Source organism: Mitsuaria chitosanitabida ATCC BAA-476 = NBRC 102408 (assembly GCF_001598255.1).
GTDB classification, from domain to species: domain Bacteria; phylum Pseudomonadota; class Gammaproteobacteria; order Burkholderiales; family Burkholderiaceae_C; genus Roseateles; species Roseateles chitosanitabidus.
In genome coordinates this window covers 37,333-51,552 of record NZ_BCYP01000026.1, presented here as the reverse complement: position 1 = coordinate 51,552, position 14,220 = coordinate 37,333, and the positions used below count along the sequence as shown (strand labels likewise).

The window sequence follows — 14,220 nt, the reverse complement described above, 5'->3', positions numbered from 1 at the left end:
ACGAGCGAGACAGGCGGCGCCTTCTGCAGGCGTGCGCGGAGGTACCCAAGTGGCGGACGTGAAGCTGGAAGGCGTGGTCAAGGCCTATGGCGAGACCAGGATCCTGCATGGCATCGACCTGGAGATCCGGGACGGCGAGTTCATGGTCTTCGTGGGCCCGTCGGGCTGCGGCAAGTCGACGCTGCTGCGCACGATCGCCGGCCTGGAGGACATCACCGGCGGCGAGATGCGCATCGGCGGCCGCCTGGTCAACGACGTCCCGCCCGCGGAGCGCGGCATCGCGATGGTGTTCCAGAGCTACGCGCTCTACCCCCACATGAACCTGTACGACAACATGGCGTTCGGGTTGAAGCTGGCCAAGGTGCCCAAGGACGAGATCGAGCGCGCGGTGCGCTACGCCGCGCGCATCCTGCACATCGAGCACCTGCTCGAGCGCAAGCCCAAGGACCTGTCCGGCGGCCAGCGCCAGCGCGTGGCCATCGGCCGCGCCATCGTGCGCAAGCCCGAGGTCTTCCTCTTCGACGAGCCGCTGTCCAACCTGGACGCGGCGCTGCGCGTGCGCATGCGCTACGAGTTCGCGAAGCTGCACGAGGACCTGAAGACCACCATGGTCTACGTCACCCACGACCAGGTCGAGGCGATGACCCTGGCCGACCGCATCGTGGTGCTGAGCGCCGGCAAGATCGAGCAGGTCGGCACGCCGCTGGAGCTCTACGAGCATCCCGACAACCTCTTCGTCGCCGGCTTCATCGGCAGCCCGAAGATGAACTTCATCGAGGCCGAGGTCGTCACCGCCTCGGCCGAGCACGCCACCGTGCGGCTGAGCGACGGCGCGATCATCCGCAGCCTGGTGGACGCCGCGCGCGCCAAGGTCGGCGACCGGGTCACGCTGGGCGTGCGGCCGGAACACTTCGCCGTCGGCGGCGACGCCAACCTGATCGCCAGCACCGTCACCTTCGTCGAGTCGCTGGGCGGCGCGACGCATGCCTACTGCGCCTACCCCGGTGTCGAGGACGCGCTGACCTGCGAGTTCGACGGCAGGACCCGCGTGCGCGCCGGCGACACGCTGCAGCTGCACGCGCCCGCCGAGCTCTGCTACCTCTTCGACGCCGAGGGCCTGGCCTTCCAGCGTCTCGGAGCGGCGGCATGAGCGGTGGCATCGAGGATCGCGCCGGCCAGGGGCCGCGCCACGGCACCGGCATTGGCACCGGCATCGGCGACGCGCGACGTCCGGCCGGCGCCGCCGCCGCGCTGAGCGCCCTGCTCACGGCACTGGGCCTGCTGACGGCCTGCGGGCCGGCGGCGGCGCAGACCGCGCCCAAGCTGCTGGTCTGGATCAACGGCGACAAGGCCTACAACGGGCTGCAGAAGGTCGGCGACGCCTTCGAACGCGAGTCCGGCGTGAAGGTCGTGGTCGAGCATCCGGTCGACGCGCCCGAGAAGTTCACGCAGGCGGCCGGCGCGGGCAAGGGCCCGGACATCTTCTGCTGGCCGCATGACCGCGCCGGCGAATGGGCCAAGGCCGGCCTGCTGACGCCGGTGCAGCCGCGCAAGGCGCTGTTCGACGAGCTCGAGCCCGCGACCTGGGAGGCCTTCCGCTACCAGGGCCGCTACTGGGGCTACCCGATCGCGATCGAGACCACCGGCCTGATCTACAACAAGGCGCTGGTGGCCAAGCCGCCCGCGACCTGGGACGACGTGATCGCGCTGGACAAGGACTTGAGCAAGGGCGGCAAGCACGCCGTGCTCTGGGACTACAACAAGAGCTTCTTCACCTGGCCGATGTTCGCCGGGGCCGGCGGCGTGATCTTCGGCCGCGACGCGCAGGGCGACTTCGATCCGCGCCAGGTCGCGGTGAACAACGCGGGCGCGCTGGCCTCGGGCCGTCTGCTCGAGCGCCTGATCAAGGACGGCGTGATGCCGCGCGGGGCGCGCTATTCGGAGATGGAGTCCTCCTTCGCCCGCGGCGAGATCGCGATGATGATCTCCGGCCCCTGGGCCTGGGACAACGCGCGCAAGGCGGGCATCGACATCGGCGTCGCACCGATCCCGGCGGTGATCCCGGGCAAGCCGTCCAAGCCCTTCGTGGGCGTGCTGGGCTGCATGATCTCGGCCCCGTCCCGGAACAAGGACATCGCGCGCGAGTTCATCGAGCGCCACCTGATGCGCCCCGCCTCGCTGAAGGTGCTGGACGCCGACGTGCCCATCGGCGTGCCGGCCAACAAGGCCTTCTACGCCGAGCTGTCCGTGAATCCGCTGATCCGCGCCAGCATGGAGAACGCGCGCGCCGGCGAGGCCATTCCCAACATCCCCGAGGTGGGGCGCTTCTGGACCGCGATGGACGCGGCGCTGGAGGCCATCACCAACGGCCTGCAAAGCCCGAAGGACGCGCTCGACGGCGCCGCCGCCCGGATGCTGCTCAAGCAATGAACGCCACCACCGCATCGACCTCGGCGCTCGCCGCCTCCCTGCCCGGCTCCCCGCTGGCCGAGGCCTACTCCCAGCAGGCGCCCGGCGCGCTGGAGAGGCTGGCCCGGTGGCTGTACTGGCCGGTGGTCGCGCTGATCGCCGTCGCCGCGCTGTACCTGGTCTTCACGCTCTACGTGGCGGGGCAAACCTGGTGGGCCGTGGGGGCGCTGGCGCTGTTCGGCTCGGGCTTCGCGATCTACCTGTCCAAGGCCGGCTTCGCCTACCGCTACCTCTTCCCCGGCGTGGCCGGGATGCTGCTGTTCATCGCCTTCCCGCTGGCCTACACCACGCAGATCGGCTTCACGAACTACTCGTCGGCCCACCTGCTGAGCCAGGAGCGGGTGCGGGAGTTCCTGCTCGAGCAGCATGACGCGGTGCTCGACGAGGTGCGCGAGTTCAGCGTCCATGCCGACGGCCGCGAGTTCCGCCTCGCGCTGCGCGATCCGGCGACCGGCGCGCTGCAGTTCGTCTCGCCCGCGCTGGGTCTGCGCGACGCGCGGGCGCCGCTGAACGTGACGATGCAGACACCGGCCGACGCGCGCATCGCGCCGACGGCGGCCGCGTCGTCGAGCGCGACGCCCGCGGCGACCGACACGCCCTGGGGTCCCGCGCTGAGCCTGCGCGAGCTGATCGCGCACCGCGGCGCGCTGGCGCAGCTGCGGCTGCACCTGCCGGCCTCGGCCGCGACGTCCGCCTCGACATCGCCTCCGGCCGACGCCTCGACGGGCACGGCGGGCCACCTCGCGGGCACGGGCTCGACCGACACCTCCCTCCACTACCTCGGCCTGCGCGAGTTCGGTCCGATCCGGCCGCACTACGAGGAGCAGCCCGACGGCGCGATGAAGCGGCTGAAGGACGGCGCGCTGTTCAAGCCCGACGAGGCGACCGGCTACTACGAGGGCCAGGGCGCGGCGGCCGGCACGCATCTGGCGCCGGGCTACAAGGTGATGGTGGGCGGCCACAACTACGCCCGCATGATCCTGGACCCGGAGTTCCGCGGTCCCTTCCTGTCGATCTTCGGCTGGACCGTGATGTTCTCGCTGCTGACGGTGCTGTGCGCCACGGCGATCGGCATGACGCTGGCGGTGCTGCTGAACTGGGAGGACCTGCGTTTCCGCACGACCTACCGCACGCTGCTCTTCCTGCCCTACGCGGTGCCGGGCTTCATCTCGATCCTGGTGTTCAAGGGCCTGTTCAACCAGAACTTCGGCGAGATCAACGCCATCCTGGACGCGCTCTTCGGCGTGCGGCCGGCCTGGTTCGCGGACCCGGCGCTGGCGCGGACCATGCTGCTCATCGTCAACGTGTGGCTGGGCTATCCGTACATCATGATCTTGTGCACGGGGCTGCTGAAGGCCATCCCATCCGACCTGTACGAGGCCTCGGCCATCGTGGGCGCGGGCCCGCTGACCAACTTCTTCAAGATCACGGTGCCGCTGATCATCAAGCCGCTGTCGCCGCTGCTGGTGTCGGCCTTCGCGTTCAACTTCAACAACTTCGTGCTGATCGCGTTGCTGACGGACGGGCGACCGGATTACCTGTCGACCAAGATCCCGGCGGGGCAGACCGACATCCTGGTCAGCTACACCTACCGCATCGCCTTCCGCGACTCGGGCACGGACTTCGGACTGGCGGCGGCGATCTCGACGCTGATCTTCGTCCTCGTCGCGGCGATGTCGCTGCTGAACCTGCGCCTGATGCGCAAAGCCAACCAATAAGGACGCCCGGACCATGGCCATCGTTCGAGGCAAGCAGGCGCGCTGGCGTGTCTTCGCGGCGCATGCGCTGCTGTGGGGCTTTTTGGCGATCACGCTGTTCCCACTGCTGGCGGTGGTGTCGATCTCGCTGCGGCCGGGCAACTTCGCCACGGGCAGCCTGATCCCGACCACCATCAGCCTGGAGCACTGGCAGCTCGCGCTGGGCATCCCGTACCAGGCGGCGGACGGCTCGCTGGTGCAGCCGCCCTTCCCGGTGCTGACCTGGCTGTGGAACTCGATCAAGGTGGCGACGATCTCGGCGCTGCTGATCGTGGCGTTCTCGACGACGGCGGCCTACGGCTTCGCGCGGCTGCGCTTCCCCTTCAAGGGCGGGATCCTGAACGGGATGCTGCTGCTGCAGATGTTCCCGCCGGTGCTGGCGCTGGTGGCGATCTACGCGATCTTCGAGACCATCGGGACCTTCGTGCCCTGGCTGGGCATCGAGACGCATGCGGGCGTGATCGTGGCCTACCTGGGCGGCGTGGCGACGCACATCTGGACCATCAAGGGCTACTTCGAGACCATCCCGGTGGAGATCGAGGAGAACGCCAAGGTGGACGGGGCCTCGCACTGGCAGGCCTTCCGCCTGGTGCTGCTGCCGATGGCGGTGCCCATCCTGATGGTGGTGTTCGTGCTGGCCTTCATCGGCTGCATCATCGAGTACCCGGTCGCCTCGGTGCTGCTGCGCGAGGAGTCTCACCTGACGCTGGCGGTGGGCTCCAAGTACTACCTGCACGACCAGCGCTTCCTGTGGGGCGACTTCGCCGCCGCGGCGGTGCTGTCGGGGTTGCCGATCACCGCGGTGTTCCTGCTCGCGCAGCGCTGGATCGTCTCGGGGCTGACGGCGGGTGGGGTGAAGGGCTGAGGCGGGTGAAGGAGTGAGAGCGGGGACGCGGGTCTTACCTCCAAGAACCCCGAAGACCCTCACCCCGCCCTCTCCCGCAAGCGGGAGAGGGAGCAAGAGGGCTCGCTCTCCGGCAAGCGGGAGAGGGAGCACGAGGGCTGGCAGATATCAATCAATAGCCCCGGTCTCGACGCTCGGGGTTGCAGTCGGCCCTGCATCGCGACTGCATGTGCGCTGGCGGCTCCCTCGCCCGCTTGCGGGAGAGGGTGGGGGTGAGGGTCTTCGAGGTCCACGGAGCAGCCCAGCCCCGTTACCTCTTCATCAACCCCCGTGCGCCCCTCAACCCAAATCCGTTGCGCGCGCGTCTTCACCTAACTTTGCGAAAGCGCCCGATCCCCGCAGGGCAAGGCCTGGCACCGGATTCATGTCCCGAGTGACACGGATCCGTCATGCGTGATTTCTAGAGTGCGCGGCGTTTTCCGAGGCCCCCTCCGCGAGGCCCGGACACAGCCCTCCGCCACCACTCCAGGATCCCCATGCGACCCCGCACCTCCACCGCGCTGAACGCCTCGCTCACCCTCGTCGCCGCCGCCATCCTCGCGGCCTGCGGCTCGTCCAGCGACGACCCCACCATCCCCAGCGTCACCATCACCGGCGTGGTCACCGCCACCAGCTTCACCGCCGGCAGCGCCGCCGATCCCACGATCGCCCCCGCCTACTACGTCGGCGCCAAGGTCTGCGTCGACGCCGACGGCAACGGCGTCTGCGACGCCAGCGAAGCCCCCGTCCTCACCGACGCCAAGGGCCACTTCAGCATCACCCTGCCGGCCAACGCCACGCTGATCGCCGACATCGGCACCGACGCGACCAACTCCGCCACCGGCGCCAAGGTCGCCAGCCGCGACGTGCTGCGCGCCTCGCTGGACCAGGTGCTGGATCAAGGGGGCAACATCGTCATCAGCCCGCTGTCCTCCGAGGTGCAGCGCCTGGTCGAGGCCAACGGCAGCAGCTACGCCGTCGAGAAGCAGACCGTCGCCACCCGCATCGGCGTGTCCCTGGCCAACGTGCTGGCCGACGTCAACACCGTCACCGGCGCCGACCAGGCCGCCATGCTGGCCGAGTCCAAGGCCCTGGACAACCGCTTCACCTACGCGATCACCAAGCTGGATCGCGGCGACCTGTTCCCCGACGCGCTGGCCGCGCCCGGCGGCGACCCGCGCCTGGCCGGTGCCGCCAACGTGAGCACCGCCACCGCGCCCACCGGCGCCGACGCCCGCACCAAGATCAACTTCACCCAGGCCCAGCAGGCCGCCTTCAACATCGAAGGCGTGCCGCGCTACGACCACATCTTCATCGTGATGCTGGAGAACAAGGCCACGCTGTCGATCAAGGGCTCGCCCTGGGCGCCCAAGATCAACGCGCTGCTGGCCAGCGGCAACCAGCTGACCAGCTACTACGCCACCGGCAACCCGTCCGAGCCCAACTACACCGCGCTGGGCGGCGCCGACGACTTCGGCATCACCGACGACAGCCAGTGGAACTGCGACGCCACCGGCGCCAATGCCGTGCAGGACCTGCCCCTGCCCGACAAGACCCAGCCCGGCCTGGCCAGCTCGCCCTTCAACGCCAGCTGCACGCAGACCGCCGCGGTCAACCACAACATCGCCGGCAAGCCCAACCTGTTCAACGCGATCACGGCCGCCGGCATGACGTGGCGCACCTACAGCGAGTCCATGAACCCGGGCCAGGACTTCCGCACCGACTCCGTCGCGGATGCCGCCGTCACCGCCACGGACAACGTGTACGCGCCCGGCACGCTCAACGGCAACACCACCGCCGTGGGCAACGCCGCCCTGACGCTGCCCATGCCCGCGGGCCTCTACAAGACCAAGCACCACCCGGGCATGGCCTACCAGAACGTGCGCAGCGCGCCGGAGTTCAAGTACAGCAACCGCACCATGGGCGGCGGCCAGTGGGACGCCACCCTCAAGAACGGCACCGCCTACGCGGTTCCGGCCAACTACGACGTCGACCAGCTCGGCACCGACCTGGCCAGCGGCAAGGTCGGTCAGCTGAACTTCCTGGTGCCCGACCAGTGCGACGACATGCACGGCATCAGCGTCATCGGCAAGCTCGCGGGCGGCGGCACGGCCACGGCCAGCGACTGCGGCAGCGTGGCCAACAACGTGGCCCCGACCTCGGCGGCCAACATCATCACGCGCGGCGACAACTACGTCGACGCGCTGGTGAAGAAGATCCAGGCCTCGCCGCTGTGGAAGAACCCGGCCAAGCGCGTCGCCATCGTGCTGATGTTCGACGAAGGCAATGCGACCTCGGGCTTCAACTCCTGCTGCGGCTGGAACGTGTCCAACAGCGCGGTCTCCAAGCCGGTGACCGTCGACGCGAAGACCGGCGCGGTGACCGTCGACAGCAGCGTCAACAACTACACCAAGGGCAACCGCGGCCACGGCCAGAGCATCTTCGGCATCCTCACCAACCAGGCCGGCGCGCCCAAGGGCGTGTCGGACGGCGACGCCTACAGCCACTTCTCGTTCGTGCGCACGCTGCAGGACATGTTCCAGCTGGCCGACCCGGCCGTGGACGCGTCCTACATGAACCGCTCGAAGTACACCGAGAAGTTCATCGCCGCCAACATCCTGAACCTGCCCGAGTACGCCGGCAGCGCCGACACCCACTTCGATTCGGTGCGCGCGATCAACCACGCCTGGGTCGCCCCGTCCGGCTACACGCAGAAGCAGTCGGCCGACGTGAACACCGGCGCGCAGATCGGCCCCGACGCGGTCCAGACCAACGTCTGGGCGCTGAAGAAGTAATCGCCTCGCGCGATCACGGCGCGTCCCTTCAGCCTTGAAGGACGCGCGCGAAGCCGGCGGCGCCACGGTGCCGCCGGCCCTGGTCTTTCTCTCCCCGCTTGCCATGCGTCACGTCTTCTCCCCCGCCCGCGTCCTGCTGTGTGCCGGTCTGTCCGCGCTGCTCTCGGCCTGCGGTCCCGGCGCCAGGTCCGTGGCGGCCGACGCGGCCTCAACTGCCGCCGCCGCCAGCGACAGCGTCGGCACCGCGCTGAATCCAGTCACCGCGCTGAGCCTTTCCGCGCAGGTCGGCCAGAAGATGTTCTTCGACGTGACGCTGTCGGGCTCCGGCCGCATGTCCTGCGCCAGCTGCCACGACCCCAAGAACGCCTACGGCCCGCCGAACGATCTCTCGGTGCAGCTCGGCGGACCCGATCTGAAGGACGCCGGCGCGCGCGCCGTGCCCTCGCTGCGCTACAAGGACGCCACGCCGCCCTACGCCGACCTGCTCGACAACCCCGACGGCGTCAGCGTCCCCGGCCCGGGCGGCGGCTTCGCCTGGGACGGCCGCGCCGCGACGCTCGCCGATCAGGCCGGCCTGCCGCTGCTCGATCCGCACGAGATGGCCAACGCCAGTCCCGCCGACGTCGTCGCCAAGATCAAGGCCAGCCCCTACGCCGCCCTCTTCAAGCAGGCCTTCGGCGCGACGGTCCTCGACGACGCGGGCCAGGCCTTCGCCGCGGCCGGCAAGGCGCTGCAGGCCTTCCAGCTGGAAGACGTCAGCTTCCATCCCTACTCGAGCAAGTTCGACCTCTACATCGGCAACAAGATCGGCGGCGTGCTGACGCCGGCCGAGGCGCGCGGCCTGAAGGTCTTCGCCGACCCGAACGGCGGCAACTGCGCGTCCTGCCACTACCAGGGCGCCGGCCTCAATGGGAGCACCGCGATCTTCACGGACTTCTCCTACGAGGCCATCGGCGTGCCGCGCAACGCCGCCATCCCGGCCAACGCGGACCCCGCCTACAACGACCTCGGCCTGTGCGGTCCGATGCGCACGGACCACGCCCCGGTCAAGGGCAACACCTTCTGCGGCATGTTCAAGTCGCCGACGCTGCGCAACGTGGCCACGCGCCGCAGCTTCTTCCACAACGGCATCTTCCACACGCTGGAGCAGACCATCCGCTTCTACAACACGCGCGACACGATGCCGGAGATCTGGTACCCGACGGTCGGCGGCAAGGCCAAGGACAAGCCGGATCCCGACTTCCCGACCTACGGCCTGATCACCACGCAATACGTCGGTGGCAAGGTCCGCAAGTACGACGACCTGCCGGCCGGCTTCACCGGCAACATCGACACGCAGATGCCGCTGGACGGCCGGGCGCCGCACAGCAAGCCGCCGATGTCGGAGCAGGACATCGCCGACCTGATCTGCTTCCTCAACACGCTCAACGACAAGGACACCCAGCCGGCGCAAGCGCCCAAGCCGGGCGCCTGCACGTCGTGAGGCGCTCCGTGTCCCGCGCCGCCACCCACGCGGCCTCCCGCACCGCTCCCCGAATCGCTTTCCGAATCGCTTTCCGAATCGTTTCTCGCATGTCCTCCCGCCTCCACATGACCGCCGCTCCTTCGCCTCGCTCCGCCGTGTCCCCGGGCCTCGTCGCGAGCCTGCTCGCCGTGATCGCGCTGGTCGGCTGCGCGCGCTCGAGCGAGCCCACCGCCGACCAGTTCGCCGCCGGCCTGACGGCCTACCTCGCCCAGCGCGGCGACCTCTGCCTGGCCAAGACCGACTGGCCCATCGACCTGACCCAGCACGAGATCGACAGCGGCGCCCGCAACGCGCTGCAGTTGCCCGTGCTGGAGCGGCTGCGGCTGGTGAGCTCCACCGTCGCCGAGGTCGACGTCAAGGACGACCAGGAGGTCCCGCATCACATGAAGGTCCGTCGCTACGCGCTGACGGACAGCGGCAGGCAGTTCTTCATCACGCGCGAGCAGCCGCGCCCGGATGGCGGCAAGGAGCGGCGGGGCGACTTCTGCGCCGCCAAGCTCAGCCTGGACAAGGTGGTGCGCTGGGACCTGACGGGCACCGGCAAGGACCGCGTCGCGGTGGTGAGCTACACCTACCAGGTCCAGGCCGCGCCGTGGACCGCCGACGCCGAGCTGCGCAAGGTCTTTCCCGTGGTCGCGAACGTGATCCAGGGCGCGGGCAGCGCGCAGTTGCAGGAGCGCTTCCGGCAGACGGAGACCGGCTGGGTCGCCGTCGACCTGCTGTGAGCGGCGGCCCGCGATGAGCACGATCGTCCGCTTCCCGCCGGCGCTGGGCGACTGGGTGCGCGGCCACCTGGACGAGGGCGTCGCGCCCGCCGAACTCCGGCAGGCGCTGCGCGAGCGCGCCATCGCCGCCGAGGCCGCCCAAGCCATCGTCGACGCCTTCGTGCGCGCGCGGCTCGGCCAGGCGCCGATGCCGGTCGATCACGTGGCGCTGCCGGACCCGATCGCGCCCGCGGCGTCCGCCGACCCGATCGGCGCCCCGCCCTATCGCCACGAGACGCCGCGCCTGCGGCCCGGGACCTCGATCGCGACGAACGACCGCGTGGTGGGCGTGGCCGCGCGCGCGGCGCGCCCGATGCTGGCCGTGCTCAACGGCGTGTTCAGCGCCGATGAATGCGAGGCGCTGATCGCGCTCGCGCGTGGCCGCCTGCGGCCGTCGACGCTCGTCGATCCGACGACGGGACTCGACGTCGTGAGCGGCCTGCGCGCCAGCCACGGCATGTTCTTCCGCCCCGCGGAAACCCCTCTGATCGCGCGCCTGGATCGCCGCATCGCCGAGATCATGAATCTGCCGGTTTCGCACGGCGAGGGGCTGCAGATCCTCCACTACCCCGAGGGCGCGGGCAGCGCGCCGCACTACGACTTCCTGGTGCCGTCCAACCCGGCCAACCAGGCGTCGATCGCGCGCAGCGGGCAGCGGGTCAGCACGCTGGTGACCTACCTGAACGACGTTCCCGCCGGCGGCGAAACCGTCTTCCCGGCGGCCGGCTGGGCGGTGTCTCCGCAGCGCGGCCACGCGGTCTACTTCGAGTACGCCAACGGACAGGGCGAGTTGGACCACGCCTCGCTGCACGCCAGCGGCGCGGTCACGCAGGGCGAGAAATGGGTCGCGACGAAGTGGATGCGGGAGCGGCCCTTCGTCAGCGCGTGATCGAGGCGGGAGCCTCAAGGCCTGACCCCATGAACAAAGCCCCGCCGGCTCTCGCCGGACGGGGCTTTGTGTTGACAGGTCGGCGGCGCTCGGCCGCCAAGGCCCGGCGCGTCAGCGCGTCAGCGCGTCAGCGCGTCAGCGCGTCAGCGCTTCAACGCATCAGAACTTGTAGGTCGCGCCGATCAGGAAGGTGCGGCCCCACTTGATGTACTCCAGCGGGCGGTCCTTGGTCACCGCGTAGGTGCGATAGGCCTCGTTGGTCAGGTTGTTGACCTGCGCCAGCAGACCCAGCCCCTTCAGCGAGCCTTCGGTGAAGTTGTAGCCGATCTGCGCGTCGACGATGCTCTCGCCCACCACGTAGCGCAGCGTGCGCGCGCCGTTGAAGTTGCCGATCTCGCCGATGAAGTCCGAGCGCTTGCGCTGGCTGATGCGGGCCTCGAAACCGTCGCGCTCGTAGTACGCGGTCAGGTTGTAGACCTGCTTGGACAGACCCGGCAGCGCGATGTTGCCCGAGCCCACGCTGCTCGCGCTTTCCGGATCCTTCACCGAGATGTTGCTGTGGTTGAAGCTGGCGCTGGCGATGATGCCGAAGCCGTTCAGCGCCGGCGTGATCAGGTTCAGCGGCAGCGAGGCCGTCAGCTCCAGACCCTGCAGCTTGCCGCCCGAGCCGTTGTACGGCGCGGAGTAGGTGCCGGTGGTCAGCACCGGCGGGCACTGCGAGGCGCCGCCGACGCCGCAGGTCTTGGGCGGGACGTAGCCGGCGACGAACTTCGAGAAGTCGTAGCTGTCGAAGGACTGCGTGTAGATGTAGCTGCGCAGGTCCTTGTAGTAGCCGGCCGCCGAGACGTAAGCCTTGTTGCCGAAGTACTTCTCGTAGGACAGGTCCAGCGCGTTGGCGCGCCACGGGTCCAGCTTGGCGTTGCCGCCGCTGGCGCCGGGCTTGCCGGTGGCGTTGTCGACGCCGAAGTCCAGCGCCGAGCGCAGCTGGTCCACCTTCGGACGCGCGACCTGCTTGGCCAGGCCCAGGCGCACGGTCTGGTCGTTGCCCAGCGACCAGGCCAGGTTCAGGCTGGGCAGGAAGTCGGTGACCGTCTTGCCGTCGTCGATCGGCTTGACCTGCTGGCCCGCCGGGGCGGTGCCGTCGTAGTAGTTCGAGTGGGACGACTGCTTGACGCTGACGACCTGCAGGCCCACGTTGCCGCGCATCGGGATGCCGAAGGTCGTCGTGTCGATGTTGCCCTTGAAGAAGGCCGTGGTGGTCTTCTCCTCGACATCCCAGGCCTTGGAGATCAGGTAGTTGGCCGTGTCGCTGGGGTTGAACACCATGTAGCGCGCGACGGCCGCCGGCACGTTCCACGCCGGGATCGTGCCCAGGCCGGCGAAGCCCAGGTTGACCGGGCTGTACTGCAGGTCCGAGGCGATGGTGGTCGCGCCCTGCGCGCCCACGTCGATGTTGCCTTCGGGCTGGCGCTTCTTCTTGGAACGGTCGGCGTAGTTGAGGCCGATGTCGAAGTCCGAGAACAGCGCCGAGGTCATCGCCGGCGACGGGATGTTGGTCACCAGCTTGAAGCCGGTCAGCTCGTCCTTGACGCTGGGCACCTTGCCGTAGCCCGAGCCGTAGACCGTGCCGCGCAGGAACAGGTTGGCCGGGTTGGAGTAGTCCAGCGTCGGCGTGATCTGCGAGAAGCCGCCGCTCGCGAACGCCAGCTTGGCCGTGTCCAGCAGGTTCTGCGAGGCGGTCAGCTGGGTGTTGTTCTCCAGGTTCAGCTCGTTGCGCGTGGCGCGCGAGTAGTTGACGTCGGCCATCACCGAGATGCCGTTGTCGAACTTGAGCTTGTTGTTCCAACCGGTCGCGACGATCTTGTCCTCGCGCTTGTTGTACATGCCGCGGATCAGCGGGACCACGTTGGTGATCGTGCCGCCGGTCTGGGTCTGGTTGTCGTTGACCGTCGTCGAGGTCCAGTTGCAGGCGGGGCTGCACGGCGAGTTGCCGTTGTACTGGAGGTTCATCTCGAACTGGTTGGCCGTGTCTTCCTGCTTGGCCTTGGTCCAGAAGCCGTCGATGACGCTGGTCCAGTTCTTGGTCGGGCGGAACTCGACCGTGCCCATCACCGCGTCGCGCGTGCTCTTGCCGGTGCGGCGCAGCGCCTTGATGCCGTCGGAGACGAAGGTGCCGGTGGGCACGCCCGGCCGGGCGTTCACGGCCCAGGGTTCGTACAGGCCGACCTGGTCTTCCTGCACCGGGGTCTCCTGGTGCGCGACGCCCAGCGACACCCCGATGGTGCGGTCGGCGAATTGGTCGATGTAGCTGGCGCTCAGGCGGTTGCCGTTGGCGCTGGAGTCGGCGGCCTTGCCCAGCGAGTTGTGCTGGCCGCGCGCGTTCAGCGTCACCACGCGGTTGCTGAAGTTGAGCGGACGCACGGTCAGCAGGTCGATGGTGCCGGACAGGCCCTGGCCGACCAGGCCCGCGTCGGGCGTCTTGTAGATGGTCACGCCGCTGAGCAGCTCGGACGGGTACTGGTCGAACTCGACGCTGCGGTTGTCGCCGGTGGAGACCAGCTCGCGGCCGTTGAGCAGCGTGGTGGCGAAGTCGGGCGACAGACCGCGCACCGAGATGACCTGGGCACGGCCGGCCACGCGCTGGGCCGACAGGCCCGGCAGGCGGGCGATCGATTCGGCGATCGAGACGTCGGGCAACTTGCCGATGTCCTCGGCCGAGATGGCCTCGACGATGGAGTCGGAATTCTTCTTGACCGAGATCGCCGCCTCGATGCCACGGCGGATGCCGGTGACGGTGACGGTTTCCAGCGTCTTGTCGGTGGCGGCCTTCTCGGCGGCCTGACGCTCGGGTTCGGTCTGGGCTTGCTGCGCGTGGGCGCCGCCGGCCATCAGGGCCAGGGTCACCAGGCAGCCGGCGGCCACCGGCTGGACACGGAACAGCTCACGGGAAGCGGGCGTGGTCTTCATTTCTTGTCTCCTGTCGCTCTTGGGGTGCGAAAGAATTCTGTACTAAAACTAGATATCGAACCAAGCCCTCGCAAACCCGGAACTACACAAATGAGCCGGTGTTTTGTACAAAAACGACGGATCAAGACGGCGAGTTACCTAGGGTTTCTACCGAAAAACCGATAGATCAAG

General features: G+C 69.0%; 9 protein-coding genes. 8 read left to right on the top strand and 1 reads right to left on the bottom strand.

What is annotated here, in order from left to right:
- Nucleotides 1-49 precede the first annotated feature (49 nt).
- The 8 genes from MCHT01_RS16925 to MCHT01_RS16890 all read left to right on the top strand — a co-directional run bounded on the left by MCHT01_RS16925 (nucleotide 50) and on the right by MCHT01_RS16890 (nucleotide 11,082).
- Complete coding sequence (locus tag MCHT01_RS16925; protein WP_067066663.1) at nucleotides 50-1,150, top strand: ABC transporter ATP-binding protein; 1,101 nt, start codon at nucleotides 50-52, stop codon at nucleotides 1,148-1,150.
- Nucleotides 1,147-2,430, top strand: coding sequence for a maltose/maltodextrin ABC transporter substrate-binding protein MalE (malE, locus tag MCHT01_RS16920; RefSeq protein WP_084452834.1), 1,284 nt, complete (start codon nucleotides 1,147-1,149; stop codon nucleotides 2,428-2,430). The genes MCHT01_RS16925 and malE overlap by 4 nt, the downstream gene beginning before the upstream one ends.
- Entirely contained in the window at nucleotides 2,427-4,187 is a 1,761-nt protein-coding gene (gene malF / locus MCHT01_RS16915; RefSeq protein WP_084452832.1) for a maltose ABC transporter permease MalF, read from the top strand. The genes malE and malF overlap by 4 nt, the downstream gene beginning before the upstream one ends.
- Nucleotides 4,188-4,200: 13 nt before the next feature.
- Entirely contained in the window at nucleotides 4,201-5,091 is an 891-nt protein-coding gene (malG, locus tag MCHT01_RS16910) for a maltose ABC transporter permease MalG (protein WP_067066662.1), read from the top strand.
- Between the two features lie 515 nt (nucleotides 5,092-5,606).
- Nucleotides 5,607-7,904 (top strand): phosphoesterase, encoded by a 2,298-nt coding sequence (locus tag MCHT01_RS16905; protein WP_067066661.1) that lies wholly within the window; start codon nucleotides 5,607-5,609, stop codon nucleotides 7,902-7,904.
- Between the two features lie 103 nt (nucleotides 7,905-8,007).
- Nucleotides 8,008-9,387: a cytochrome-c peroxidase gene (locus MCHT01_RS16900; protein WP_067066853.1), complete on the top strand. Its 1,380-nt coding sequence runs from the start codon at nucleotides 8,008-8,010 to the stop codon at nucleotides 9,385-9,387.
- An 89-nt stretch (nucleotides 9,388-9,476) separates the two neighbouring features.
- Complete coding sequence (locus tag MCHT01_RS16895; protein ID WP_245643369.1) at nucleotides 9,477-10,154, top strand: SEN1982 family lipoprotein; 678 nt, start codon at nucleotides 9,477-9,479, stop codon at nucleotides 10,152-10,154.
- Nucleotides 10,155-10,167: 13 nt separating this feature from the next.
- Nucleotides 10,168-11,082 (top strand): 2OG-Fe(II) oxygenase, encoded by a 915-nt coding sequence (locus MCHT01_RS16890; protein WP_067066657.1) that lies wholly within the window; start codon nucleotides 10,168-10,170, stop codon nucleotides 11,080-11,082.
- A 159-nt stretch (nucleotides 11,083-11,241) separates the two neighbouring features.
- Here the strand turns inward: MCHT01_RS16890 and MCHT01_RS16885 are convergent, their stop codons facing one another.
- A complete protein-coding gene (locus MCHT01_RS16885) occupies nucleotides 11,242-14,049 on the bottom strand; it encodes a TonB-dependent receptor (RefSeq protein ID WP_084452830.1) in 2,808 nt (935 codons plus the stop codon).
- Nucleotides 14,050-14,220 lie beyond the last annotated feature (171 nt).

Excerpts from the sequence above, each read along its gene's own strand:
- malE (WP_084452834.1), top strand. The coding sequence starts at position 1,147 with ATGAGCGGTGGCATCGAGGATCGCGCCGGCCAGGGGCCGCGCCACGGC.
- malF (WP_084452832.1), top strand. The coding sequence starts at position 2,427 with ATGAACGCCACCACCGCATCGACCTCGGCGCTCGCCGCCTCCCTGCCC.
- malG (WP_067066662.1), top strand. The coding sequence starts at position 4,201 with ATGGCCATCGTTCGAGGCAAGCAGGCGCGCTGGCGTGTCTTCGCGGCG.
- MCHT01_RS16905 (WP_067066661.1), top strand. The coding sequence starts at position 5,607 with ATGCGACCCCGCACCTCCACCGCGCTGAACGCCTCGCTCACCCTCGTC.
- MCHT01_RS16900 (WP_067066853.1), top strand. The coding sequence starts at position 8,008 with ATGCGTCACGTCTTCTCCCCCGCCCGCGTCCTGCTGTGTGCCGGTCTG.
- MCHT01_RS16895 (WP_245643369.1), top strand. The coding sequence starts at position 9,477 with ATGTCCTCCCGCCTCCACATGACCGCCGCTCCTTCGCCTCGCTCCGCC.
- MCHT01_RS16890 (WP_067066657.1), top strand. The coding sequence starts at position 10,168 with ATGAGCACGATCGTCCGCTTCCCGCCGGCGCTGGGCGACTGGGTGCGC.
- MCHT01_RS16885 (WP_084452830.1), bottom strand. The coding sequence starts at position 14,049 with ATGAAGACCACGCCCGCTTCCCGTGAGCTGTTCCGTGTCCAGCCGGTG.